This is a genomic window from Psychrobacter sp. UBA6291 (genome assembly GCF_002439405.1).
Lineage (GTDB): Bacteria > Pseudomonadota > Gammaproteobacteria > Pseudomonadales > Moraxellaceae > Psychrobacter > Psychrobacter faecalis.
The window spans coordinates 1-24089 of record NZ_DJUD01000014.1 but is presented as its reverse complement, the minus strand read 5'-3'; the positions used below and the strand labels follow the sequence as shown (position 1 = coordinate 24089).

At 44.8% G+C, this 24089-nt stretch carries 27 protein-coding genes and 1 tRNA gene; 21 read left to right on the top strand and 7 right to left on the bottom strand.

Going from position 1 to position 24089, the window contains the following annotated elements; genetic code table 11:
• The first annotated feature begins 16 nt into the window (after positions 1-16).
• From B3R91_RS01535 to B3R91_RS01525, 3 genes are read left to right on the top strand one after another with little or no spacing between them, the layout of a single operon-like run.
• Positions 17-2626: a phage tail tape measure protein gene (locus B3R91_RS01535; protein ID WP_286796105.1), complete on the top strand. Its 2610-nt coding sequence runs from the start codon at positions 17-19 to the stop codon at positions 2624-2626.
• A complete protein-coding gene (locus B3R91_RS01530) occupies positions 2626-3060 on the top strand; it encodes a phage tail protein (RefSeq protein WP_286796103.1) in 435 nt (144 codons plus the stop codon). The genes B3R91_RS01535 and B3R91_RS01530 overlap by 1 nt, the downstream gene beginning before the upstream one ends.
• A gap of 1 nt (position 3061) precedes the next feature.
• The gene (locus B3R91_RS01525) at positions 3062-4054 is read left to right on the top strand and encodes a contractile injection system protein, VgrG/Pvc8 family (protein ID WP_286796101.1); all 993 of its coding nucleotides are present in this window, start codon (positions 3062-3064) and stop codon (positions 4052-4054) included.
• A 5-nt stretch (positions 4055-4059) separates the two neighbouring features.
• Here the strand turns inward: B3R91_RS01525 and B3R91_RS01520 are convergent, their stop codons facing one another.
• Both B3R91_RS01520 and B3R91_RS01515 read right to left on the bottom strand, forming a co-directional pair.
• Entirely contained in the window at positions 4060-4632 is a 573-nt protein-coding gene (locus B3R91_RS01520; protein ID WP_286796099.1) for a hypothetical protein, read from the bottom strand.
• A 423-nt stretch (positions 4633-5055) separates the two neighbouring features.
• On the bottom strand, positions 5056-5697 hold the full coding sequence (locus tag B3R91_RS01515; RefSeq protein ID WP_286796097.1) for a hypothetical protein: 642 nt from the start codon (positions 5695-5697) through the stop codon (positions 5056-5058).
• A 99-nt stretch (positions 5698-5796) separates the two neighbouring features.
• On the opposite strand from B3R91_RS01515, the gene B3R91_RS01510 reads away from it, so the two are divergent.
• Positions 5797-6009, top strand: coding sequence for a hypothetical protein (locus B3R91_RS01510; protein WP_286796095.1), 213 nt, complete (start codon positions 5797-5799; stop codon positions 6007-6009).
• A 6-nt stretch (positions 6010-6015) separates the two neighbouring features.
• On the opposite strand, the gene B3R91_RS01505 is transcribed toward B3R91_RS01510, so the two are convergent.
• Together B3R91_RS01505 and B3R91_RS01500 are read right to left on the bottom strand one after the other, a co-directional pair.
• Positions 6016-6273: a hypothetical protein gene (locus B3R91_RS01505; protein ID WP_286796093.1), complete on the bottom strand. Its 258-nt coding sequence runs from the start codon at positions 6271-6273 to the stop codon at positions 6016-6018.
• A gap of 3 nt (positions 6274-6276) precedes the next feature.
• Positions 6277-6606, bottom strand: a complete 330-nt coding sequence (locus B3R91_RS01500) for a helix-turn-helix domain-containing protein (RefSeq protein WP_286796091.1) — start codon at positions 6604-6606, stop codon at positions 6277-6279.
• 109 nt (positions 6607-6715) lie between these two features.
• On the opposite strand from B3R91_RS01500, the gene B3R91_RS01495 reads away from it, so the two are divergent.
• From B3R91_RS01495 to B3R91_RS01440, 13 genes are all read left to right on the top strand, one after another.
• Positions 6716-6925 carry a hypothetical protein gene (locus tag B3R91_RS01495; protein ID WP_286796089.1) on the top strand — a complete coding sequence of 70 codons (210 nt, stop codon included), beginning with the start codon at positions 6716-6718 and terminating at the stop codon, positions 6923-6925.
• On the top strand, positions 6915-7196 hold the full coding sequence (locus tag B3R91_RS01490; RefSeq protein ID WP_286796087.1) for a hypothetical protein: 282 nt from the start codon (positions 6915-6917) through the stop codon (positions 7194-7196). The genes B3R91_RS01495 and B3R91_RS01490 overlap by 11 nt, the downstream gene beginning before the upstream one ends.
• Positions 7197-7249: 53 nt before the next feature.
• Positions 7250-7876 carry a hypothetical protein gene (locus B3R91_RS01485; protein ID WP_286796086.1) on the top strand — a complete coding sequence of 209 codons (627 nt, stop codon included), beginning with the start codon at positions 7250-7252 and terminating at the stop codon, positions 7874-7876.
• 64 nt (positions 7877-7940) lie between these two features.
• On the top strand, positions 7941-8579 hold the full coding sequence (locus B3R91_RS01480) for a hypothetical protein (RefSeq protein ID WP_286796083.1): 639 nt from the start codon (positions 7941-7943) through the stop codon (positions 8577-8579).
• Positions 8580-8653: 74 nt separating this feature from the next.
• Complete coding sequence (locus B3R91_RS13525) at positions 8654-8872, top strand: ogr/Delta-like zinc finger family protein (protein ID WP_414707486.1); 219 nt, start codon at positions 8654-8656, stop codon at positions 8870-8872.
• Between the two features lie 11 nt (positions 8873-8883).
• Positions 8884-9228, top strand: a complete 345-nt coding sequence (locus B3R91_RS01475; RefSeq protein WP_286796082.1) for a hypothetical protein — start codon at positions 8884-8886, stop codon at positions 9226-9228.
• 28 nt (positions 9229-9256) lie between these two features.
• Positions 9257-11923, top strand: coding sequence for a toprim domain-containing protein (locus B3R91_RS01470; protein WP_286796080.1), 2667 nt, complete (start codon positions 9257-9259; stop codon positions 11921-11923).
• An 86-nt stretch (positions 11924-12009) separates the two neighbouring features.
• Positions 12010-12186, top strand: coding sequence for a hypothetical protein (locus B3R91_RS01465; protein WP_286796079.1), 177 nt, complete (start codon positions 12010-12012; stop codon positions 12184-12186).
• Positions 12186-12725, top strand: coding sequence for a hypothetical protein (locus B3R91_RS01460; RefSeq protein ID WP_286796077.1), 540 nt, complete (start codon positions 12186-12188; stop codon positions 12723-12725). The genes B3R91_RS01465 and B3R91_RS01460 overlap by 1 nt, the downstream gene beginning before the upstream one ends.
• Positions 12726-12802: 77 nt before the next feature.
• Entirely contained in the window at positions 12803-12961 is a 159-nt protein-coding gene (locus B3R91_RS01455) for a hypothetical protein (RefSeq protein WP_286796076.1), read from the top strand.
• Between the two features lie 4 nt (positions 12962-12965).
• On the top strand, positions 12966-13163 hold the full coding sequence (locus B3R91_RS01450; RefSeq protein WP_286796074.1) for a TraR/DksA C4-type zinc finger protein: 198 nt from the start codon (positions 12966-12968) through the stop codon (positions 13161-13163).
• Positions 13164-13165: 2 nt separating this feature from the next.
• Positions 13166-13420, top strand: a complete 255-nt coding sequence (locus B3R91_RS01445; RefSeq protein ID WP_286796072.1) for a hypothetical protein — start codon at positions 13166-13168, stop codon at positions 13418-13420.
• Positions 13421-13730: 310 nt separating this feature from the next.
• The gene (locus B3R91_RS01440; RefSeq protein ID WP_286796071.1) at positions 13731-14900 is read left to right on the top strand and encodes an Arm DNA-binding domain-containing protein; all 1170 of its coding nucleotides are present in this window, start codon (positions 13731-13733) and stop codon (positions 14898-14900) included.
• A 222-nt stretch (positions 14901-15122) separates the two neighbouring features.
• Here B3R91_RS01440 and B3R91_RS01435 read toward each other — a convergent pair.
• From B3R91_RS01435 to B3R91_RS01425, 3 genes are all read right to left on the bottom strand, one after another.
• Positions 15123-15213, bottom strand: a tRNA-Ser gene (locus tag B3R91_RS01435).
• Positions 15214-15366: 153 nt separating this feature from the next.
• The gene (locus B3R91_RS01430; protein ID WP_286796232.1) at positions 15367-16500 is read right to left on the bottom strand and encodes a type I glyceraldehyde-3-phosphate dehydrogenase; all 1134 of its coding nucleotides are present in this window, start codon (positions 16498-16500) and stop codon (positions 15367-15369) included.
• Between the two features lie 118 nt (positions 16501-16618).
• On the bottom strand, positions 16619-18562 hold the full coding sequence (locus tag B3R91_RS01425; RefSeq protein ID WP_286796069.1) for an AAA family ATPase: 1944 nt from the start codon (positions 18560-18562) through the stop codon (positions 16619-16621).
• Positions 18563-18884: 322 nt separating this feature from the next.
• On the opposite strand from B3R91_RS01425, the gene B3R91_RS01420 reads away from it, so the two are divergent.
• The 4 genes from B3R91_RS01420 to B3R91_RS01405 all read left to right on the top strand — a co-directional run bounded on the left by B3R91_RS01420 (position 18885) and on the right by B3R91_RS01405 (position 23799).
• The gene (locus B3R91_RS01420; RefSeq protein WP_286796066.1) at positions 18885-20411 is read left to right on the top strand and encodes an aldehyde dehydrogenase family protein; all 1527 of its coding nucleotides are present in this window, start codon (positions 18885-18887) and stop codon (positions 20409-20411) included.
• A gap of 97 nt (positions 20412-20508) precedes the next feature.
• Positions 20509-21537 (top strand): alcohol dehydrogenase AdhP, encoded by a 1029-nt coding sequence (gene adhP / locus B3R91_RS01415; protein WP_286796064.1) that lies wholly within the window; start codon positions 20509-20511, stop codon positions 21535-21537.
• Between the two features lie 173 nt (positions 21538-21710).
• Positions 21711-22043, top strand: a complete 333-nt coding sequence (locus tag B3R91_RS01410; RefSeq protein WP_201620128.1) for a DUF779 domain-containing protein — start codon at positions 21711-21713, stop codon at positions 22041-22043.
• Positions 22044-22152: 109 nt separating this feature from the next.
• Positions 22153-23799: a GMC family oxidoreductase gene (locus B3R91_RS01405; protein WP_286796061.1), complete on the top strand. Its 1647-nt coding sequence runs from the start codon at positions 22153-22155 to the stop codon at positions 23797-23799.
• Positions 23800-24089 lie beyond the last annotated feature (290 nt).

Genomic DNA, 24089 nt, shown 5'->3' with positions numbered 1-24089 from the left:
TTAATAGGCGCGTTATATGGCGAACAACTTAGATCTATCCGCAACACTGAAGTTGATCGATGATATTTCCGCGCCCCTGCGCGGTATAGAGTCGCAGGTATCACGCTCGGTCAATGCGTTCAACGATGCGCGTGATGCTGTCAAAAAACTGGAAGCCACTCAAAATCGTATCACTGCATTTAAGGATATGAGCCGTGAGCTGACAGAGACAAGCGGCAAACTTCAAGCTGCTAAACAACGCATGGAAGCACTGCGACAACAGATAGCGGCTACAAACAATCCATCCCAAACCCTAATTAATCGGTTCAATACTGCCCAGCGCAGTGTCGAGCGCTTAGATCGTAGTGTCGATGGTCAGCGGCAGTCATTAGCACAACTTAGGCAACGGCTTGAGTCTGCTGGCGTCTCTACCAGCAACTTAGGTAGGGATCAAAGTCGCCTGGCCGATCAAATAGCGGAGGCCAATAGGCGGTTGGATCAACAGCGACAACGTATGGATAGTGTTCGGCGCGCGCAGCAGCAGTCACAGCAGATGGGGGATATGCGCAACAAGTCAATCCAGCTCGCAGCTGGTGGTGCAGCAGCGACTTATGGAGCAGCACGCTTACTTGCGCCAGGTATTGAGTTGGAAGCTAAATTAAGCAAAGTAGAAGCAATCACAAGGTTGGATAAAAACAGTCCTGAATATAAAGCGCTAGCAGAGCAAGCCAAAAAACTTGGTGCAACCACCTCATTTACTGCAAGTGATGCCGCGAGTGGTCAGGCGTTCTTAGCGATGGCTGGCTTCACTCCTAAAGCTATTAAAGCCGCTATGCCAGGCATGCTCGACTTAGCACTAGCTGGTGAAATGGACTTACCACAAACTGCAGACATCGCCTCAAATATTCTTTCAGGGATGAAACTTGATCCTACGAAAGATATGGGAAAAGTCGGAGACGTACTATCCGCCGCCTTTACTAGAGCCAACTTAGATGTAGCAATGCTAGGCGAAACCATGAAGTATGCTGCGCCTGGTGCATCAGCATTGGGCGTTAGTTTGGAACAGCTAGCAGGTATGTCAGGTAAATTAGGTGATTCTGGTATTCAGGCTTCAGAAGCTGGTACTGCACTACGAGCTATTATGCAGCGTTTAGCAAGCTTACCTAAGCCTGTATCGGACGCTATGAAAGAACTAGGCGTTCAAAGCCAAGATGCAAATGGTAATCTACGTTCGATGCCCGACATCTTAAAAGATATCTATGATAAAACCAAAAATTTAGGTACAGCCGAACAAGCAACATTTTTATCGGATATTTCAGGGCTTAATGCCAGTGGCGCAATGACAAAATTAGTTGAATATGCAGGTAGTGGCGAACTGCAAACACTTATTCAAGACCTAGAAGGATCGAACGGAGAGTTAAGCAAACTAGCGAAAACTATGTCAGACAATACATCAGGGGACTGGGCGGGTACGACTAGCGCAATTGATGCTTTCAGAACAGCGCTGTTTGATGCAAATAGGGATGGCATTCGTGAATTTTTGCAAAGCATAACAACCATGACACAAAAAATGACGGAATGGGCAAATACCAATCCTGAGTTGATGGCCACGCTTGGCAAGACCTTTGCTATCTTGGCGATTGGTGCAGTCGTAATAGGTAGCTTTGGTGCAATACTATTAACAATACTTGGTCCTATGGCGTTATTGCGTGCGTCATTTGCGACGCTTGGTGGGTTTGCAGGGATATTTAGTAGCTTACTTGCTCCATTAAAGATGTTGTGGTCGTTATTTGGGTTTGTCGGCCAAGCGGTAGTGTCTGCCGTAGCTTTGATAGGAAAGTCTTTGATGTTTTTACTAAACATCATAAGAGTAGTTGGCATGGCAATGATGGCAAACCCTATCCTTATTGCAATTACTCTATTGGCAGTAGCAGCATATCTTGTTTATAGAAACTGGGGTCCTATTAAAGAGTTTTTTATTAATCTGTGGGCAGCGATTACCGCTAGCGTTTCAGCAGCTTGGGAGTGGATCAAGTCTATATTTAATGCTGGAATCCAAGCGCTAAATTCTTTTTTATCAAGCTTCAATCCCGTTAGTTTTTTTATGACTGCATTTACAGCGGTTTGGACATATCTGTCAGGATTGAGTGAAACATTCTATAGCTATGGAGCAAACCTGCTACAAGGTCTAAAAAACGGCATTATGAGCAGAGCCACAGCCGTTGTTGAAGGTATCAAAGGTGTAGCAGGTAGAATCAAAGGCGCATTTACTGGCTTGATGGGTATACACTCCCCTAGTCGTGTCTTTGCCGGGTATGGTGATTTCATGATGCAAGGCCTCAATAATGGACTACTCAAAAACAATAGCCCTGTTCAAGCTATGCTCAAAACAAGCGATAGCTTACGCGATGCGATGGACACCAGTGAGATTCGCTTTGACAATCGTAAACCGATTAGCGCCTCAGCCATGATGGGCGGTAATGCTAATCAATCCCAAAGCACCGCGCCTATTACTATTATTGTAAATGCCCAGCCGCATCAGTCAGAGCAGCAGATTGCTGAATTAGTAGCCGCAACGTTGGCTAAACAGCAACGCAACCAAAGCAACAATAACACAGCACTTTACGATCTAGCGGAGCAATGGTAATGCTTTTATCCTTAGGACAGTTCGTCTTTAGTGTCGACACCATCACATACAGCGAGCTGCAGCGCAGCAGGTCATGGACTCATGCTAGTAACTCCATTGCCCAAGGTCGTGACCAGCACCAGTTTACCGGTGCTGGTGAGGAGACGGTGACCATTCCCTTTATGATCTATCAGTCACACGGCTTTGGCAATCGGCAATCTATCGACGACTTATCAGAGATGGCAGACAGCGGTAGTGGCTACGTGCTAATAGATGGCAGTGGTTATATATACGGCGTGTTTGCTATCACTGCGATTGAAGAGACACGCAGCCATATCACCAATCTAGGTGTGGCACGTAAGATAGACGGCACGATGAAGCTGGTGCGTATCGATGATGACCGCATCCAAGCAGATAAAGTAGACGAGCCAAACACACCAGCACAAGGAGTATGACGTGTTACGCACACCTGTACTAAAGCTGACCGCTGACAGCAAGCCACTTAACGATCAGGTCATGGCGCGCATCATGACTTTATCTGTGACGGACAACAAGAACCTTGATGCTGATGAGCTGACACTGACACTGGATGACCACGATGGCGCATTGGCGCTGCCTAAGCGCGGGGTAAAGTTACAGTGCTGGATGGGATTTGAGGATGCAGGCATTCACGATATGGGTATCTATATCGTAGACAGTAGCGAATGGTCTGGGACACCGGACACTATTAGCATACGCGCCAAGTCTGCAGACTTTAAGTCATCACTCAAGTCTGGCCATAGCCAGTCGTATCATAATAAGACACTAGGTGAGGTTGCAGAAACAGTCGCCAAGCGACAACAGCTTACTTTATCGATTAAACCGGAGCTTGTCAGTATTAATGTTGGTCATGTTGACCAGACCGATGAGTCAGACATTCATCTATTGACGCGGCTATGTCATCAATACGGCGCGGTGGTAAATATCAAGCATGGCAAGTTACTTATATTTACTGCCAATAGCAATATCAGTGCTAGTGGTCACGTACTAAACATAACTCTCATCACCCGTCAGACCGGCGATCAGTTTCGCTATAGCGTAGAGGATAGGCAGTCCGATTATGATAATGTATCAGCGAGTTATCAGGATAAAAGCGAGGCTAAGCGTAAAACGGTGAATACAAAAGGTAAAAAAGGTAAGACTAAAAAACTAAAAGGTACATATAAAAGTAAAGATGCTGCTCATGCAGCGGCTCAAGCAGAGTCAAAACGCATAAAAGAACAGCAAGCAAAATTCAGTATCACTACCGCTTACGCCTACCCTGCTGTTACAACCGAAAGTCCTATTATCTTGCAAGGATTTAAAGCAGAAATAGACGCGCTAAAATGGACAGTAGACAAGGCGACGCATAGCTATAGTAAATCTAGCGGCTTGACCTCACAGTTAGAATTACTGGCTTCGAATAAATAAATTCATTAATTATTGTCAATGAAGTCTATGAAACGAACAGCTTGACGAGTGATTTTATATATAGCACTCCCTTTTGATCCTCTCGTTAAAGTAATTAAACCAGCATTTACTAAACTATCTAAATCTGTTTCAATAAATCTCGGTTCATTATATTCAACTTCGCCATTATCTAAATAGTAGGCATTAGATTGTCCTTCATAATTCCAAGTTTGTAAGTGACGCATCTCGATACCATCTGATTTAACAAATTGCCTCAGCACATCAATAGCCTGCTCGGAAAACCCGTTATTAGAATCAAAACTTGCAGCAATACTACCTAAACCTTCTATGCGACTTGATACTGTTATCATAAGATCATTGAGGGTAGAAAGTTGCGCCATCATCTGCTCATGGTTTTGGCTCATAAAAGAGGTAAGGTCTTGTTGCAAGCTTTTATTGTTGTCAATTATCGCAGTCATGTAGCCATAATTATTTTCATTTAACCAATTCTTAAATTCTTCTATGTCTTTCTTACCTTCTCTACCAGAATGGAAAGTAGCAAGTAGGCTTACGATTGTTGCAAATGCAAATGGGTCCATATTTTATCTCCATAAATTAAACATTTTTTTTATTAGATAAGTTATAATAACATTTGCTTGGGAGCGCTGATATAAGCTCTATAGTACTGTAGAGACGAATAAGGCGGCCGTGTAATCGTGGCGCGGATTCAGCCCCAAGCAAGCTATTGTACAATCCCAAAACCCCTGCTTTTTAGCAGGGGTTTTTTTGTTTCTAAAAATCGGGACTACTACCTCTACTGTATTAACTAAGAGATTGGCATTATTAGCTTATAAAGATTATAGCGATAATAATTAATTCCAATCCACAGGCTCACGATAAACACACCAGCCATGTGGCAGCGTGTTCACTAGTTCAGCATGCTTAAAGAAATGATCAAGCCACAGAGTCATCCATCTATCAGATTCTATATTCATAGTAGTTACCTAAAGTTTAACGTATATCTATACAGACTCAATAACAGCCCAAATCCCTAACTGACTATTTGCCAATGAACTATACTTAATATCACCGACTATTTTGCTAGCTTCACCATCACCCTTCTCACCGAACTGCTTCACAGCATCAACGACTACTTCAGTTAAAACACCAGCGGACTGCTCTTTGGGCTGATTGGGGCTAATAGCGCGGGCTGACAATCCAGCCATCATCATCATATTCATGATTTCAGTGTCGCCATTTTCTGTTTGACCCATTATAAACGTGACTGATTTCAGTTCACCATTCTTATCGACAGTGCCATTCATAGCGATAGCATCGCTTATTTTTTCGCTAAAGACATCATTCACAGAGCCTTCGGTCACGCTAAATTTATCGACAGCGATATCACCTAACCCTACTTCTTTCGCTTCAGCACTCAAACGGCTACCAAACTCATCAGGCGTTATACCAAAGGTCTTGTCTTGAATGGGTTCATTCTCAACCTGCGAATTAATCTCAATCGCCCCGTTTTCATGTACTTCATAGTCTTCAAGAGACAGACCTGCATCAGCAGCTGCCTTATCTAAATCTATCACCTGTGGCTCAGGTTCACTACATCCCGCTATAGCGAACACACACATCAACACTGCAATTCGTTTTAACATCCCTCAATCCTCAAATAAAAAACATTAGTCTACCTTGAACTAATATCTATCAACAGAACAAAAGTTAATCAAACTAACCAGTCTAGGAAGACAATCAGTATGATTAATAACAAAACAGCAAACAGCACTAGCATGAATACCGCAGCCATAGCCGCCGACCTAGAGAGAGTAGCCGCTTATGCTCACACACTTGGTCAGTTATGTGAGCTTGCGCCTCATACCGAGCCGCTATCATTGGAGCAGCTGGAGGTCATCTTTAAAGACATTGCACAGGTGACAGGCAAAGCATCAGAAATATTAATAACGTTATAAGGCTGATTACGGATTAAGTGATGGTGATTTGATCATTATTTCAAAAGGCACATCATAATCCATGTTTCTACTTTCATCTTTCCACATCTCTAGTACAAACGGTTGTGCTAGAGAGTATAAATCCAGCAAGGTGTAATCACCTTGTACTGAACCAGCACTCATTAAAGACGACTCTACAGCATATGCGACGCCATACCAGACATCTTCGAGCGAGTCCTCTGTGCCGGTCTTTACTTTCTTAATTAGTCGGTCTGCTTCTCTCATCATCTACTCCATAGACTCGTAAGCCTTTATCAGTCTCACCAGTTCAGCACGCCGCTGGCTATTTCTATATAGCTCCAACCACTGCATCTCATCTTCAGTCAGATCACTAGCAGACTCATCAAGGCGTTTGCCAGTGATCACATATGGTATGTCATAACCCAAATCGGATAGCCGTTTGGATAAGACAAGATCAGGTGAACGCTTTCCATTTTCGTAACGAGACAAAGTTGGAATGCTTATATCAACGATTTTACAAACTTCCGTCTGTTCTAGACCCAATTTTTTACGTTCTTGAGCCAATCGATCTGATATGACCTCCAAGTACTTATCCATATTTTTAACTCAACCTGTTGACTTATCATTTTTGATAAGTAATAATGCAATTGTTAGCTCGTAAGACAGCTATCACTTTATCACAAAACGCAATTATGGAGTATCCACGATGTCACAAGTAATGTTTGCCACGCGCTTGCCTGAATCACAGCGCAAGTACATCCAGTACAAGGCGATGGACACAGGTAAGCAGCAGCAGGAGCTGATAGCCGAGATCATCGCTTTCTACCAGCAGCACGATCAGGAGTTTATGGCCAGGTTTGCCGCCCTATTACCGCCAGTAGACAGTGCAGATAAGGGGATCAGCAATGACTCATAAAAACTGGGACAACGTCCGCGACCGCCGCCTATATAGCTACATGAATGATCCAGAGCATGCGCGGTTCGAGTTCGCCATGCGCCTAGCAGGGATCAGTCAGGAGGCGACAGCCATCAGGCAGTTTGTACTCGAGCGCTCAGAGCAAATCATCATCCATCATGATCAGCGTAATTTTAAACAACAGGATGTCAGCGTACCAACGGTAAAACTACGCTTTCCGAGCGGTAAATATACCGTGATTGACTCAGCAGTTAGCCAAGCGACTTTATGAAATTCAATACCACGATGCCACTACTTAACTCAACTCAAAAAGGATATACCACGATGTCAACGATCAACCCAACCCAAACAGAAACCACCGCGATGTTACCACTTAACCCAATTCTAGCCACGCTAGGCAAGCTCCAAGCCCACACTGCGATCATGTCGCAGCTTACCCAATCTGCGCAGGGCGATGTGATTAGTATTAACCGCAGAGACTTGCAGCAAGCGTTTGCTGATATCCAACAGACCATTAGTGGTGTCTGCGCTCAACTATCAGAATTCGATGAGTCGGAGATTGACTTTGGCCCAGCATGCCGAGAGTTTGAGCAGGAGCTTAGCGAGTCAGCACCAGTAGCACCAGTGATAGAGATGACAGAGCCTTGCATCATTAAACGAAGTGTGACCAACCGCAATAACAAAACCACAAGAAGCCAGTTCTACGTGCCTAGTATCTCAGCGGAGCAAAGAGATAGATGCACATCTACGGGAGCACTCAACCGATACGGCGTAGAGCTACCTGCTTATTATCATGACATCGATGTCAGCCGCTTCGCAGAAAAGACCTACTACGATGAAAACGGCGACCAGCAGCGCGTGCTAGTACCATTGTTCAAAGAGCGCCGTGAGGGTGAGCATACCCAAGCCTTCTACCAGCGGGTCGGTCTACTACTCCCACCGATCGACTAAATAACCCTCTTAGGGAGAGACACCTCCCCCCACACTTTCAACCACCACACAAGGAAACACCACGATGCCACATGTAAATGAATATCCATTAGCGACTCTGAATAAGATTATTAATTTCCACAACTTAAACCTACTTGTTTATAAGTTTAAAGATATTGAATACGTACCTGCTAAAGCAATCACTGATGCGATTGGTATCGACTGGCGTAATGTCAAAAGAAACTTTGAAGCTGAAGACAACAAAGTTTTATACGGTGTTCTTCGCGTAATTACGCCAAAAATTGACAATCTGGGGGGTCTTAAGACCCCCGACACCCCACTTTTAGGCGGTGATATGGTCGCCACTGATACAGAAATAGCTGAGAACTCGCAATTTTTGGACATTTTATGTATGCGTTTAGACCGAGTTCAGATGTATTTAGCTCGGGTTAATACATCGAGAATTAGGGCAAACGGCAATGAAGATGCGGCTGACTACTTACTCAGCCTACAGACAGAATGGGCACAAGCACTGCATAGCTATGAGACGCATGGTATAGCCATCAAGTCCAGTCTGTTCAATAACACAAAGCAGCTCAAGCTCCTAACTGACATATATAAAGGCCTGAATGACAAGCAGCAAAAGTATGTTGTATCTCAGCAGATAGATGCCTGTTTGGGTATTGCTAGAACAGAAGATAAAGACTTACTCACTGGCTTGTAAAACATAACGATAACTCACCTGAAAGGAGTCGCCACGATGACCTCCCACACCCAATAATCATATCTGGAGACACTATGGCAAGTTCAACACCGGCTGGCATCCGCTGCCCTCACTGCGGTTCGCGCATGCGTACACATGGGCACGTTATATTCAGTGCTTTAACCAAGCAGCTCACAGCAGCTTGCCATAATCCAGACTGTTTATTTACAGCCAAGGTAACTGTAGAGATATCTCAACAACTACAGCCCAGTCTGCAGCCCAATCCCGAAATTGCGGCGGCACTGACTAGATAAGGATAATCACGATGAATAATCCGACTACTCAAGCGCCTGTTAGCGACATAGCTATTCAAAGTACGGCGCATAACCCATTCAGACTTACTGATGATATTAGAGACTCATTGTCTGAAGTATTTTGTGCAGCCTTTCATTCTCACAAAAGAGACTACCTACAGCGCAAGGATTGGCTAGCTGAGCACCTAGCTAAAGATGAGAGAGACCAAAAGCACGATGCAAACCTTATCTCACTATGTGATTTCTCAGAGCGCTATATGCGCAATATAGCCAAAACCTACAAATCGATAATGGGCAGCGACTTTTGGCTTGACGAGCTACAAAAAGTCATCGCTGCAGCTAACCAAACCGCTTAATCATACTCAAAAGAACTTAGGTAACACCATGACACGAATTAATGACAAAGTCGTAGACCGCCTGGTATCGGACTACGGATTTAAGATTGTAGGCGAATGGCTCAGAGAGGGTCGCTGTCCAGATTGCAGTAAAAAATCTTTATTTACTCACGCTACCACACCCCGCGTCGTCAAGTGCGGCCGTCTAAATAAATGCGGTATGGAGGTCCATGTAAAGGATCTCTTTACCGACTTATTCACCGATTGGTCGGCGACGTACAAGCAAACCGACGTTAGTCCCAATGCCGCTGCCGATGCTTATTTAAACGAAGGCCGAGGTCTTAACATTCAGTCAGTTAAAGGCAGCTATAACCAGGAGCTGTATGTTAATCGTGATTTAAACATCTCATCAGCGACTATCCGTTTCCAGCTGCCAAATGGCGGCTGGTGGGAGCGCATCATTGATAAGGCAGACAGATTCCCGCGTAAAGCAAACATTAAGTTCGGATATAGCGTAAAGGGCCACTGGTGGTGGCATCCAGCCAATACTCAGATGCCGACAGAGATATGGATTACCGAAGGTATCTTTGACGCCATTGCATTGGGTGAGCATGGTATTGATGCTGTCAGCTCTATCAGCTGCTCAAACTTCCCTGAGCACAGCCTGCATGAGTTAAAGAGTCAGTACGCTAAAGCCAAGCATACCTTGCCCAAGCTAGTATGGGCATTTGATAATGATAAGGCTGGTAAGGATGGCATTCATCGCTGTGTAAAAGCAGCGACTGATATGGGCTTTGACTGCGCGGCCGCTCAGCCGCCCTACGAAAAGCACCGCCAGTTAGATTGGAACGACTTGCATGAAATGGGCCGTCTCACACCTGAACATATTGAAAACTATCGTTACTTTGGCGACTTACTAACGGCCACATCAGCGATGCAAGCCGCGGTCATCATGTATATGCATACCAAGCGCGGCAGCTTTTACTTTGAGTATAACTACCGTACATGGTGGTTTGAGCTCGATACAAAAGCGCTTTCCACCTGTATTGGCGTAGAGAAACACCAAGTAGGCGCTTACCTTGACTCAGTCAGCGACTTGACCGACGTTGACGAGCAAATGCCAGAGTTTGTTAAGAGCTGCAGTACGGTCACCGAGCTGTGTAATGCAAAGCTCGAAGCCCTTTATTTTCAGCGTAACGAGATTACCGATGAGTCCTGGTACTTCATGCGCGTCAGTACGGCAAAAGGCGATGTGACGACGACTATTACAGGTGACCAGTTATCCAGTCCATCCAAATTCAAGCCCCGCTTATTATCTGTCTATGCTGGTGTATTTTGGACAGGTGCAGCAGGTCAGCTAGACATCATCATGCGTCATCAGACCGAAGCACTCAAAGAAGTAAAAACCACTGACTTCATTGGCTACAGCAAAGAGTTTGGCGCCTATATCTTTAATGATGTGGCCATACATAAAGGCAAATCAGTTGCTATCAACAATCAAGACTACTTCAAGCTTGGACGCTTGGAGGTCAAATCATTGGCTAACTCTCCTACCATACAACTCAACACCAAAGACAAACCAAACTTTGATTGGTGGCCCAAGTTTAATAGAGTGCGCGGCGACTATGGTACCGTCGTCATGGCTTGGTGGCTTGGCACTTATTTTGCCGAGCAGATACGCGGCATCGATCGCAGCTTTCCATTTTTTGAATTGGTTGGCCAAGCAGGTGCGGGTAAGTCGCGCTTACTTGAGTTTTTATGGCGTTTATCAGGCCGTGAGGACTATGAGGGCTTTGACCCATCGAAAGCCACATCAGTTGCTATCTATCGAGAGTTTGCCCAGGTATCCAATATACCCATTGCTTTAATTGAAGGTGACCGTAACGATCAAGACGGCAAACAATCTTATTCAAAATTCGAATGGGACCAACTAAAGGACGCTTTCAACGGTCGCTCTATCCGTAGTCGCGGCGTCAAGAATAACGGCAACGATACTTACTCACCGCCGTTTCGTGCGGCCATCATGATCAGCCAAAACGAACCCATCCAAGCATCTGAAGCTATGCTCACGCGTTTACTTCATATTCGTTTAACCCGTGAAGGCCAGACGTTAGAAGGCAAACACATTGTCGATGAGCTTGACCGCATTCCGCTCGAGATCACCAGTCAGTTTATGGCAAAGGCTATCCGCAACGAAGAAGCCATCCTACAGACGTACAAAGAAAAGGTGCGCATTTACGAAACCTTTTATCACTCAGCAGGCATTACTCATACCCGTATCGCACTCAATCACGCACAGATAGCAGCGATGGTCGATTGTCTGCATCTGCATGTCTTAGATGGCGTTATGAGTGAAGACCAAGCCAAAACTGCCAAGAGTACATTAGTTGCGATGTCAGAACAGCGCGTGGCCAGACTATCGAGCGACCATCCATTAGTTGAGCAGTTCTGGGAGATTTATGAGTATCTGGACACCTGGGCCCAGTGCGAGATGAATCATTCGTCGGACAAAACTAAGATTGCAATCAATTTGCCGGCATTCTACAAAATTGCCCAGCAAGAAGGGCAGCGTCTACCAGAACAAACTGAAATGAAGCGCCTGCTCAAATCAAGCCGCAAGCATAAGTTTATAGACTCGAATGTTGCGGTTTATAGCAAGGTATATACCGCCAAGACGGTCAAGTGCTGGGTGTTTGAAAATGGGTCGGAGGCTTAGAGCATGAGTGACAACGGACTGATAGCTTTTTTAGTAGCGCTAATAACTATTGCTTATTTACTGGGCAAATTAATAGGAGCCTTTTTATGACTTACGACTTTAAAAACATGGAAGACGGTTGCGATGAATGCGGTTGCGAGCTATGGCTTGGGCAGAGCGCAGCACCTCACGCCGACCTCTGCGATGATTGTTATGAACTAGAAATTATCAATGAAGAATGCCCCGCCCCAATTGGCCACTTTATGTATAAGGAAGACGAATAATGGACTTAAACAAATTAATGCAAATGGCGATAGAGCATCAGCAGAAGCAATCTGACGCTAACGCCTTTAACGATACCTTAGAATCATTGCGGGTAACAATATTGTCAGCAACTATCAATCGACTACTAAGCCCCTATCAAATTGGGGTGGAATTGCAAAAGTCTGCTGATGCTGTAACGGACTATATAAAATCTAATTCTGACAACAATACCTATGCAGCTGAAGAAGAAATAAAAGCAATGACAGAGTTTGCGGAAAAAGTTACACGCACAACAGTTCAAAAGACCGCGGAACTGATAAAAGGCAAGCCATTTAATCAAGATGTATTTATAGACGCGCCGCCAGATGTGAGAAGTGCAGCTGTTTGCAAAGACGGACTTGTTGAACTATGGAGCTGCGTAGCTGAGGATTTGCAGCCAAGCGGAGGGGAGTTTGCACCGACGACAAGGTATGGAGAAGTGACTTCATACCCAATTGGCTGGGGTTACGACAAGACAAATTGGCAAAAAAGTCCAATAAACAGAGTGTCAATGCAATGAACTTAGTCCGCGCCCTATTCCCCTATGACCGAGAAAGTCCCTTGCATTGGCTGACTTTCGACACCGTAAGCGGTCAGATGATCGATTGCTCAATGCATCCAACCCACAAGCATCGAGCGCTTTATCAAAACAAACATTACAGCATCAATAAAGACAAAATTGAAATGCGCTGCGAGGTCGAAGTCTATCAAGAACGTAAGTTCGAATCACTCACTGAAATTAGGATTGGAGAATAAATAAATGGCAGACGATATCGATAGAGCGAATGACGTAGCTCAAGAAGCAATGGATAGAATTATCGCCAACGCGCCCAAGTTCAGCGGGGTGTCATATCCTGAATGTCTGGATTGTGGCGAAGATATACCCTATCAACGGCAACAAATCGGCGGTATCAAACGCTGCATCGACTGTCAAAATTTTTTAGAGAGGAGGCGATAATTATGCCTGATAAAAGCAAATACTCTCTATCGGAACTTCACGAAAAATCTGATGAGGAGTTATCTGGAATAATAAGATCAGCTATTATCGAATTTAAAAAACAACAACAGAATGGTGTCGAAGTAATTATGGCAAGCGTAGAACAAGTTAATGATGCAATTGTCATGATAGCTATTCAAGAGCTAGATAATAAAGGATTTGCTAGAAATGAAAGAAAAAATATGGAAATGCAAAAAATGCGGGTGGGTAGGTTCTGAATCTTTAATGATAAGAACTTGGATTAAGACAGAAAAAAGAAAAATAGTAGACCTTATTTGCCCTAGCAATACAAGAGAAAACTTGGATTATTGTGGCAGTAGCGATTTTAAGCGAGTAAAACTACCTTAAATTTACCAGTCAAAGGTAATAAATAATCTAAATAAAATCAGTAACATATAAAGAGATAATAAAGTAATTACCTTTATTACCTCTTTTTTACTACCGTAGTTTTACGGCGCATTTACCGCTCACATAAAGAGCACATCCACGTTATAACGCTACTTTTGACCTGAAATCAAAGGATATATTATGTCTGCAGGCATAGAACCATTAAAAACCAGTATCCGTATCTGGTGGCGTGACGCCAGTGGTAAGCGCGACCGCGAAACACTATATGACACCCCGCCCACAGATGCCAATCTTAAGAAAGCCAATGCCATAGCACAATCGATAGACACTCAGATAGAAATGGGTACGTTTGACCGTGACCAGACATTCCCTCATTCCCCCAAGCGCAAAGCAAGTTATTTTGGCCATTATCTTAATCAATGGAAAACGACGGAAGAATCATTGGTTTCTGATACGTCATGGACAACATATCTAAGCAAAGTGAACAATCACATCAGTGGGTACTGGTCACACAAACAAATTGCCAAAATTAAAGTCGAAGACGTTGAGAATTGGGTATATAAAGACTTAATCAAACAAAAGCAGCTCAGCTCAAATACGATTAAAGAAATTTTAGGGTTATGGCGCAAAATTTATAGTTACTGGTCAAGACATCAGAGCACAGCGAATGACCCATCACAGTATATAAAGCTCAATTATAATGACCCAGAAGACATACGACCCTTTTCCAAGAGTGAAATAAGTCTCATTATACAAAACGAAGACGATCAAGCACGCAAAAACCTATGGACAGTTATGATATGGTCAGGCTTGTCATCACACGAGCTATTAGCGTTGGCCGTATCAGATTTAGATTTAGAGAGTGGTCACGCTTATATCAGACGTGGTGTCGTCAAAGGCGTTTATCGTGTCACAAAGAACAGAAGGCGTAAGCGTCAAGTTGAGTTATTGCCTATCGTCGTAGAAGCACTGCGTAGTCAGATTGATTTGATAAAAGACACTGCCCTGCAGACAGTTATGATTACTGAACGTGACCATCGCACTGAGCGGCCGCACTCGCTGCAGTTTCTTTGGCACAATCCAAACACTGGTACCCATCACACATATGAACAGCTGCGCCACCAATGGGCGGATTATTTAGAGCGCATCAATGTAGACTATCGACCGCTAAATAATGGCCGGCACACTTACGCCAGTCAGGTACTATCAACTGGCGTCGTCACTGCTGAATGGTTGGCCAAACAACTTGGCCATAGCAACACTGACATGATCCACAAGCATTACGGCAAATTCATTCCGCAAGACTCAGGCCACATCATCAAGATACTAGACCACGCCTTACAGATATAGCCCATTCCAGCCCACGGCAAAAGAATCAGGCTTTTTAGCGTAACAACGCTAGAAAGCCTTTATTTACGGGCGCTCACAAAGCCAACATAACAGTTTTACCAAAATACCTAGCCCACAGCTTAGCCCAGCACCCCAAACCAACCTCAAATTACAGGCATTAAAAAAGCCTGCGCAAGGCAGGCTCTTTAAGGGTTCCAACGTTTTCAGCTATTACCCGATGTTTGGCGGAGACGGAGAGATTCGAACTCTCGAAGGGCTATGAACCCTTGCCGGTTTTCAAGACCGGTGCATTCAACCGCTCTGCCACGTCTCCATTGGTGCATCATTATATAGATATCATCGTATAATGCAAGCGCTTCATACTAAAAAAATGAAATTAATTTACAGCCATTTTTAAATCAATGACTTAGCTTGTGTCAATTCTTTCTACTCAGCCTTTTATCTCAATATATTCACTTCAAATATGTTATTTACTTAAAGTGAGATGTAAGCACATATCAAGCAGCCTATTGGCATACCCCCACTCGTTATCGTACCAAGCAAAAACCTTATATTGCTCGCCTACTTGCATCAATTGCTGCCCATCGATAATCAGCGATTCTGGCTGATGGATAAAGTCACTGGAAACGAGCGGTTCATCAGTATACGCCATGATATTTATCAAATCACCAAGGCTAGCAGCTCTTAACTTTTCTCGTATCGCATCGACGCTGACATCCGGCGTATCAAAGACAAACGTCACATCAATCGCCGCCACATCAATGGTCGGTACGCGTATCGAGTGACCGTTTATCTTCCCTACCATCGCAGGCAATACCCGTTCTGTCGCAGCAATACTACTTGAGGTGGTCGGAATAATATTATAACCAGAGGCGCGTGCGCGTCTTGGGTCGCGGTGCGCTTGATCGAGCACTGTCTGGTCAGCAGTCACAGCATGAATCTCGGTCATCATTGCAGACCTAACGCCGAATGCCTTATCAAGGGTAGCAATCAGCGGTACCAAGGCCTGCGTGGTACAAGAAACGCTCGAGATAATCGGCAGCTTGCGCGTGAGCTCAGCGGTATTGACGCCCATAACAATACAAGCATCGACATTATCAAAGGGCGCAGCACCAATAATGACTTGTTGTGCACCCGCTGCTATATGTAGCTGTGCTTGCTCATAAGAGCGAAAATGCCCCGTACACTCTAGCACCACATCAATACCAAGCGTGTGCCATGGCAGGTTTTTTGGGTCAGCTTCTGAGAGCATTTTGATGCAGTAGGTCAGATTATTTTTAGTCAAACACAGCTGAGTATTGTTTTTATCGTCTAAAACCTCTGCACTGACGCCAAGTCGGCTTAAGCGGCCATGAGTACTATCGAATTTTAACAAATGCAATAAGATATCAGCCGATGCCAAATCATTAATCGCCACCACATGGATAGCGCGCCCTAACACCTCAAAGCGCTCTAACAAGGCACGCAGTACATTACGTCCGATACGGCCAAAGCCATTGATAGCAATTCTCAGCGGCTGCGTATGCTCGCCTGTCGCATGCGTAAGCGCCACTCTAGGTTCGGCGTTCAATTGGTAAGTTGCGCTAGAAAAATCAGGCATAACGTCAGACATAAAAGGGTATCGCTATAAAGAGATATAAAAAGAGTGGCGCGCTACATTGAATATTATCAGCATGATGAGAGTCTATCTTTAGAGATTTTTTCTCACTGATTGGAGGCTACGGCGTAATAAAAATCAATGCCAAACGAATGGTGTTGTAATCAATCGCTTGTTTTAGATGCTCAAAGATTGGACGCAGCTTAATACTACCATCATCGTTAAAGTCATTAGGGTTATTGGCGACCTTAATGGCCACATAAGCGTTGCCAACCGCCGTCATCACTTCGTCGTCTGGGCGCAGATGATCACACGCCAAACTTGGATCTTGCGATTTTAATTCTGCAATATGGCGCATGATGGTCGATTGTGACAGCTGCCGCATCTGCGAAATCTCGGCAATCGATAAGCTCTCTTCTAATAAAATACGAGTCGCCAGCAAGGTGCTGTCCGATTTATCAGAAACTTGATTGCCGAGTTTCTGTTTTTTATCTATCTGAGCTTGTTGTTGCTCGCGGCGTTTTTTCTGTAAATTAGCATACGCTTCAATCACTGACTTACTAAGCGTGCCGCCTGATTTTAGAATAAATTTCTCATGCGCCTGCGTCATGCTTTCTTCATCAAGCATGGCATAATTGGCATCCGCTTCGTCAGACAGTGCCAAAAAGCGTTTATCGGCGCCGCGTGCCAGCGGATCAAGCTGCAAGCTCATGTCATTCATACCAAGCAGTTGCAAACCTGCCAGCGACTTTAAGCGTGATAATGCCACATAACCTTGCCCAAGCTCAAAGGTGCGCGATAAATCAATCTCGGCCGCCTCAAGGGTCATGCCTTGCGACTTATGAATGGTAATGGCCCAAGCTAAACATAGCGGCACTTGTAAGTAGCTTGCCAGCACGTCGCCGGTTTCATCTTCGATAATCCATTCTTCAGGCTCAGCAATCACTTCACGACCAGAGTTTAGCCGCACTACCGGCATTTTTTGCGTGGTTGGCTTTTTATCTTTTGGCGGCTTTTTATCACTGCCTTTATCTTTGGTAGTCTGTTGGCCTTTGTTTTTTATACTCTTATCAGTAGCGCTTACAGCATTTTTCGTATTGTCTTCAATTAAATCGTCGCTCGTATCTTTACTGTCGTCAATTTTTACCGCAGCAAAACCAATCAGCTCGCCCATCGTACCGTTAGAGACGCCAAGCTCGCTGTTGTTTTTGATAAACATCACCTTAGCACCGACCTTTAATACCAAATCGTCTTGAGTGCGTACCGTTTTTTTGAGGGTCTCAACCAGTTTGCTATCACCTGTCGCGGTGGCCTCAAACCGCATGGTTTCGCCTTCAAGCGCTGCCAGTTCTTTATCATTGATTTTATTAACGTTGAGGTTGTGGGTATAGAGACGGGTGCGCTTGATATCAACGTCTTGATCAAAGGTCGCCTCTAAGGCAGCAATGGCTTCAAAGGTCACTTCTTGACGGCGAATTTGATTGAGGATATCGTCTAAATCAAGGCCGCCATTTGCTGCTTCGCTCACTTGACGATGTTGCTCAGACAAGTAGCAAATATGAAACTTGGCATCAAGCCACGCCTCACTCATAAAGGCAAATTTTTCACGGTTGGTTTCGCCTTTATTCCCAATCGGTGGCAGCTGGAAAAAATCCCCAGCGACGACAACCTGAATACCGCCAAAGGCCTTGTCGTTTTTGCGCACATACTTTAAAACTTGGCTGACCAAGTTCAGCTGTTTGGCATGCAGCATCGATATCTCATCGATGATAAGTACCGCCGTGTCTTTTAATCTATCGGCCAAAAACTGCTTACGAGATAAGTTGGCCAAATCGCGGTCCGACAGCTCATCTTTAATCCCAATGCCCGACCAACTATGAATGGTCGTGCCGTTCATATGGGTAGCAGCAATGCCCGTACTCGCGGTCACAGCCACAGGGACACGGCGTGCGCGTAGATAATCGATATATTGGTTGAGTGTATAGGTCTTACCTGAACCTGCTGAGCCAGTCAAAAATACATTTTGACCCGTTTTTAAAATATCAAGAGCAGAAGATTGACGCATATATCTAAACCAACCAATAACATAAGAAAAAGGAAACTACCGTCGTAGCATCATAATGGTAGCAATTATAACAGCTGTACCAAGTTTTCGAACCAATTTAAGCAGATACTTATGCATAACCTAAATTTATGAAACAACCTGATTTGCTTTAGTAAAAGTAACTATCCTTATGTATAAAAGTTCAGTAGGATAGACTGACAACCTGATCAGGAAGATCCAGCAAAACCGTGCAAGTGACTTTATAGATATGACCTCAAAAGATCATATATCAAAGGCTTGAACGTTTATTTGCTTTATAAATTAATACAACAAGGAGTCGTTAATGCTACACGCCTATCCCAATACAGAAAACAGCCCCGTCCAATTCCGCGAAAAATATGACAACTTTATCAATGGTGAGTGGGTCGCACCAGCCGATGGAGAATACTTTGACAACACCAGCCCCATTGACGGTAAAGTCATCTGCCAAGTAGCGCGTTCAAAAGAAGCGGATATTGAAAAAGCCTTAGACGCTGCTCATGCTGCCAAAGACGCTTGGGGCAAAACCAGTGTCGCTGAACGTGCCAATCTACTGCTCAAAATTGCAGATAAGATGGAAGCCAATTTAGAAGCCATCGCCATTGCCGAAACGTATGAAAACGGCAAGCCTGTACGTGAAACCCTAGCAGCAGACATTCCATTAGCTGTCGATCACTTTCGCTATTTTGCCAGTGCCATTCGTGCACAAGAAGGCGGCATCAGTCAAATTGATGATGACACGGTTGCTTATCACTTCCATGAGCCACTTGGTGTCGTCGGCCAAATTATCCCATGGAACTTTCCGATCCTCATGGCAGTATGGAAGCTAGCCCCTGCGCTTGCTGCTGGTAACTGTATAGTACTCAAGCCTGCAGAGCAAACGCCTGCCTCTATCCTATTTATGCTAGAGACGATCGGGATTGCTGATATCTTACCAAAAGGTGTCCTCAACGTGGTCAACGGTTTCGGAGTTGAAGCTGGTAAGCCGCTTGCCTCCAATCCACGTATCAATAAAGTTGCCTTTACTGGTGAGACGACTACTGGTCGCCTAATCATGCAGTACGCCAGTGAAAATATCATTCCAGTTACCCTAGAGCTGGGTGGTAAGAGTCCAAATATCTTCTTTGCTGATGTCATGGACGAAGACGATGATTTCTTGGATAAAGCCGTTGAAGGTTTGGTCATGTTTGCCTTAAACCAAGGTGAGGTTTGTACCTGTCCGTCGCGTGCGCTGGTACATGAGAGTATTTATGATGAATTTATCAAACGCTGTGTCGAGCGTGTTGAAGCCATCAAAATGGGCAATCCATTAGACACTGACACCATGATTGGTGCACAAGCCAGCTCAGACCAGTTAGAAAAAATCTTATCTTATCTGGATATCGGTAAAAAAGAAGGCGCGAAAGTATTGGTCGGTGGCGAACAAGCCAAGCATGACGGCGACCTTGCAGATGGCTACTATGTGCAGCCCACTATCTTTGAAGGCACTAACGACATGCGCGTGTTCCAAGAGGAAATCTTTGGACCAGTACTTGCCGTCACGAAATTTAAAGACGACGAAGAGGCCATGAGCATTGCCAATGATACCTTATATGGTCTTGGTGCTGGAGTCTGGACACGCAGTGTACACAAAGCCTATCGCTTCGGACGTGGCATCCAAGCAGGTCGCGTGTGGACCAACTGCTACCACATCTATCCTTCGCATTCTGCATTTGGTGGCTACAAGCAATCGGGTATCGGCCGCGAAAACCATCTGATGATGCTCGATCACTATCAGCAAACCAAAAACATGCTGGTTTCTTATAGTCCCAAAAAGATGGGCTTCTTTTAAGCCTGTCTGTCACGCACTTTATGGCAGCCACCATAAAGTAATGAGTTGGTAGATATGACATCTATCAACTCACCATCCACGATAAGGAGAATGCAACGTGAGTAATAAAATGAAAGCGGCCGTACTACATGAGTTCAACCAACCTCTGCAGATTGAAGAAGTTGATATCCCTACCCCAGGTCCTGGTCAAATTGTAGTAAAAATGCAGGCATCAGGTGTCTGTCATACCGACCTGCACGCTGTCGAAGGCGATTGGCCAGTCAAACCAAGCCCCCCGTTTATCCCTGGTCATGAAGGTGTCGGCCTGATCACTGCTGTGGGTGAAGGTGTTAAGCATGTTAAAGAAGGCGACCGTGTCGGTGTGCCTTGGCTCTACTCTGCCTGTGGTCACTGTACGCATTGTCTAGGCGGCTGGGAAACCCTGTGCCTAAGTCAAGAGAACTCTGGTTATTCAGTGAATGGTAGCTTTGCAGAATACGTATTGGCAGATGCTGACTATGTTGGCATTATTCCTGAGAGCGTTGACTCTGTTGAGATTGCACCAGTTCTATGTGCGGGTGTGACGGTATATAAAGGTCTGAAAATGACAGACACCAAACCAGGTGATTGGGTCGTCATTTCAGGTATCGGTGGACTTGGTCACATGGCGGTACAGTACGCTATTGCCATGGGACTGAACGTTGCTGCCGTCGATATTGACGATGAAAAGCTCGATTTTGCCAAAAAACTGGGGGCAAAAGTCACCGTCAATGCCAAAAACACCGATCCTGGTGAGTATCTGCAAGAAGAGATCGGCGGTGCTCATGGTGTGCTAGTGACAGCCGTCTCCTCTAAGGCCTTTGATCAAGCGCTGACCATGCTGCGCCGCGGTGGTACTTTGGTCTGTAATGGTCTACCAACAGGCGACTTCCCTGTTTCTATCTTTGATACGGTACTAAATGGTATTACCATTCGTGGCTCAATCGTTGGTACACGTCTAGACCTACAAGAGTCGCTAGATATGGCAGCGGAAGGTAAAGTAAAAGCGACCGTTGCCGCTGAGCCGCTTGAGAATATCAATGATATTCTTGATCGTATGCGTGATGGCAAGATTGAGGGACGTATCGTGATTGACTACGCTATGTAGACATTGCAACTGTCTCAGTGATTGGTACGTTTAGTCACAAAACATCACTTAATCACTAACGCTAGGTCGTATCGTTTTCAGTCACATGCTATGAATGATGTGAGTGAAGATGATACGACCTTTTATATTTTACCGATTAGTTTGGGTAAAAGTTTAAAAATAAGGAGCACGTTATGAAACTTGAAGCGACAGAAGCCTGCGTTGCGTTAATTGAGCTATTAAAGTCCAAACACGGTGACCTGATGTTCCATCAATCTGGCGGCTGCTGCGATGGCAGCTCACCGATGTGTTATCCGCTGGGTGAGTTCAAAGTTGGTGGTCAAGACGTGCTCATCGGTGAGCTCGCTGGTTGTCCATTTTATATGGGTAAAGCCCAGTATAAACTCTGGCAACATACTGATTTAACTATCGATGTAGTCGATGGTCGTGGTGCGAGTTTTTCACTGGAAATACCTGAAGGCAAACGCTTTATTGTGCGCTCTGAAATATGCGCCATTGAAGATTGAATGAATGCCTAGCGTCAGTATTCTGTTAGGTCTATACTAATCAATGACCTATATACTGGAAAGCTAGCTCTCCAGTTTGATTGGCATGGAAGCTATAAGGAATATAAAAATGGAATTTGACGCAAAATTTGATTACGTCATCGTTGGTGGCGGTTCTGCAGGTTGTGTGCTCGCTAGCCGGCTGACAGAAAATCCCGATATCAGTGTGTGTTTATTAGAGTACGGCGGTGAAGGCAAAGACCTTGCGATTCGCGTACCGGCAGGTTTAATCCTTTTAGTACCAGGCAAACCGCTAAAATCAAACAATTGGTGCTTTCATACTACTCCGCAAACCCATCTTAATAATCGACGCGGCTTTCAACCGCGCGGTCAATGCTTGGGCGGCTCATCCGCCATTAATGCAATGATCTATACTCGCGGCAGCGCGCTTGATTATCAGCGCTGGGTTGAGCAAGGCTGTGAGGGTTGGGGCTTTGACGATGTGCTACCTTACTTTATTAAAGCTGAAAACAATGTCCACGGCGCGGATGAACTGCATGGCGATAGCGGCCCTTTGCACGTCAGTAATTTATTAAGCCCGCGTGAAATCTCAAAAGCATTTGTAGAAGCGGCTGTCGCTAATGGTTTAGATAAAAATGCTGATTTTAATGGTAAAAAACAAGACGGCGCAGGACTATATCAAGTCACCCATTTTCATGGTGAAAAACAAGGTCAACGCTGCTCTGCGGCCGCCGCCTATTTACACCCCGTACAAAAAAGTCGGCCAAATTTAACCGTTATCACCCACGCCCAAGCCAACCGTGTCATCTTTGAAGACAAACAAGCCGTTGGCGTCGCTTATGAAAAAGACGGCGTCGAGCATACAGTGATGGCACGTCAGGAAATTATTTTGTCAGGTGGCGCTTTTGGTTCGCCGAAAGTTTTGATGCTATCTGGTATTGGTCCTGCCGAGCACTTGCAGGCGCACGGTATCGATGTATTGGTCGATGCGCCCGAGGTTGGCGGTAATCTACAAGACCATTTAGACGTGGTATTTGATTACGAGGTCAATACTACCGATGTGATCGGTATTGGTATGGCAACGCTCTCAACCTTGTCTAAAAGCATTCGCCAATGGAGAAAAGATGGCACAGGGCTACTATCTACCAACTACGCCGAAGCTGGTGCGTTCTTTAGCGTTGGTGACGCCCCAAAAGAGTGGCCAAATACCCAGCTGCATTTTGTCATATCTCGCGTGATTGAACACGGTCGTGACCTTAGACGCGGTTTTGCTGTTTCTTGTCACGCCTGCTACTTGCGCCCTGAAAGCCGCGGTACGGTTAGGCTTGCGTCAGCTGACCCCTCAGAGTGCGTATTGATTGATCCCAACTTCCTCTCCCATCCTAAAGACGTAGAGTATATGGTCGCAGGCGCTGAGCGTACGCGCGCCATCATGCAAGAAGCACCCATCGCCAAATATATCACCGAAGACTACCCTGCCCCTTATATCGAAAAAGACGGCATGCTTGGCTATATTCGTAATAAATCAGATACCATCTATCATCCAGTCGGCACATGCCGTATGGGTTCAGATGATAAGTCTGTGGTCGACTTAGAACTAAAAGTGCGCGGCGTCAATGGATTACGGGTTATTGATGCGTCTGTGATGCCGACCTTGATAAGCGCTAATATCAATGCGCCAACCATTATGATTGCCGAAAAAATGGCTGACTTCATTAAAGCAAAACATCATCACGCTGAGCAAATCGCATCATAGAAAAAATAAGTAAAATATTTTACGGCAAGCGCTTTTATCTCATAACTTTTCTATTGAAAATAGCACTTACATTCAAAAATACAGATATTAAAACGGGACATTTTCTATCAAATTAAATATATTGATACCTTGCGTTACAACTGCGTAAGGTAGTATATTTAAACCGCTTATTTATATCGATATTTATCGCAGCCCACAATTTGAGTTAAAAACACCTGACTTATTTTCGTTTTGCATAGGTGCTGTATAGAATTGAGAAACCATTGAAAACCATTGAAAAACATAAGCAA

Coding starts and splice junctions, on each gene's coding strand:
- B3R91_RS01535 (WP_286796105.1), top strand. CDS start 17: ATGGCGAACAACTTAGATCTATCCGCAACACTGAAGTTGATCGATGAT.
- B3R91_RS01530 (WP_286796103.1), top strand. CDS start 2,626: ATGCTTTTATCCTTAGGACAGTTCGTCTTTAGTGTCGACACCATCACA.
- B3R91_RS01520 (WP_286796099.1), bottom strand. CDS start 4,632: ATGGACCCATTTGCATTTGCAACAATCGTAAGCCTACTTGCTACTTTC.
- B3R91_RS01515 (WP_286796097.1), bottom strand. CDS start 5,697: ATGTTAAAACGAATTGCAGTGTTGATGTGTGTGTTCGCTATAGCGGGA.
- B3R91_RS01510 (WP_286796095.1), top strand. CDS start 5,797: ATGATTAATAACAAAACAGCAAACAGCACTAGCATGAATACCGCAGCC.
- B3R91_RS01505 (WP_286796093.1), bottom strand. CDS start 6,273: ATGAGAGAAGCAGACCGACTAATTAAGAAAGTAAAGACCGGCACAGAG.
- B3R91_RS01500 (WP_286796091.1), bottom strand. CDS start 6,606: ATGGATAAGTACTTGGAGGTCATATCAGATCGATTGGCTCAAGAACGT.
- B3R91_RS01495 (WP_286796089.1), top strand. CDS start 6,716: ATGTCACAAGTAATGTTTGCCACGCGCTTGCCTGAATCACAGCGCAAG.
- B3R91_RS01490 (WP_286796087.1), top strand. CDS start 6,915: ATGACTCATAAAAACTGGGACAACGTCCGCGACCGCCGCCTATATAGC.
- B3R91_RS01485 (WP_286796086.1), top strand. CDS start 7,250: ATGTCAACGATCAACCCAACCCAAACAGAAACCACCGCGATGTTACCA.
- B3R91_RS01480 (WP_286796083.1), top strand. CDS start 7,941: ATGCCACATGTAAATGAATATCCATTAGCGACTCTGAATAAGATTATT.
- B3R91_RS13525 (WP_414707486.1), top strand. CDS start 8,654: ATGGCAAGTTCAACACCGGCTGGCATCCGCTGCCCTCACTGCGGTTCG.
- B3R91_RS01475 (WP_286796082.1), top strand. CDS start 8,884: ATGAATAATCCGACTACTCAAGCGCCTGTTAGCGACATAGCTATTCAA.
- B3R91_RS01470 (WP_286796080.1), top strand. CDS start 9,257: ATGACACGAATTAATGACAAAGTCGTAGACCGCCTGGTATCGGACTAC.
- B3R91_RS01465 (WP_286796079.1), top strand. CDS start 12,010: ATGACTTACGACTTTAAAAACATGGAAGACGGTTGCGATGAATGCGGT.
- B3R91_RS01460 (WP_286796077.1), top strand. CDS start 12,186: ATGGACTTAAACAAATTAATGCAAATGGCGATAGAGCATCAGCAGAAG.
- B3R91_RS01455 (WP_286796076.1), top strand. CDS start 12,803: ATGATCGATTGCTCAATGCATCCAACCCACAAGCATCGAGCGCTTTAT.
- B3R91_RS01450 (WP_286796074.1), top strand. CDS start 12,966: ATGGCAGACGATATCGATAGAGCGAATGACGTAGCTCAAGAAGCAATG.
- B3R91_RS01445 (WP_286796072.1), top strand. CDS start 13,166: ATGCCTGATAAAAGCAAATACTCTCTATCGGAACTTCACGAAAAATCT.
- B3R91_RS01440 (WP_286796071.1), top strand. CDS start 13,731: ATGTCTGCAGGCATAGAACCATTAAAAACCAGTATCCGTATCTGGTGG.
- B3R91_RS01430 (WP_286796232.1), bottom strand. CDS start 16,500: ATGCCTGATTTTTCTAGCGCAACTTACCAATTGAACGCCGAACCTAGA.
- B3R91_RS01425 (WP_286796069.1), bottom strand. CDS start 18,562: ATGCGTCAATCTTCTGCTCTTGATATTTTAAAAACGGGTCAAAATGTA.
- B3R91_RS01420 (WP_286796066.1), top strand. CDS start 18,885: ATGCTACACGCCTATCCCAATACAGAAAACAGCCCCGTCCAATTCCGC.
- B3R91_RS01410 (WP_201620128.1), top strand. CDS start 21,711: ATGAAACTTGAAGCGACAGAAGCCTGCGTTGCGTTAATTGAGCTATTA.
- B3R91_RS01405 (WP_286796061.1), top strand. CDS start 22,153: ATGGAATTTGACGCAAAATTTGATTACGTCATCGTTGGTGGCGGTTCT.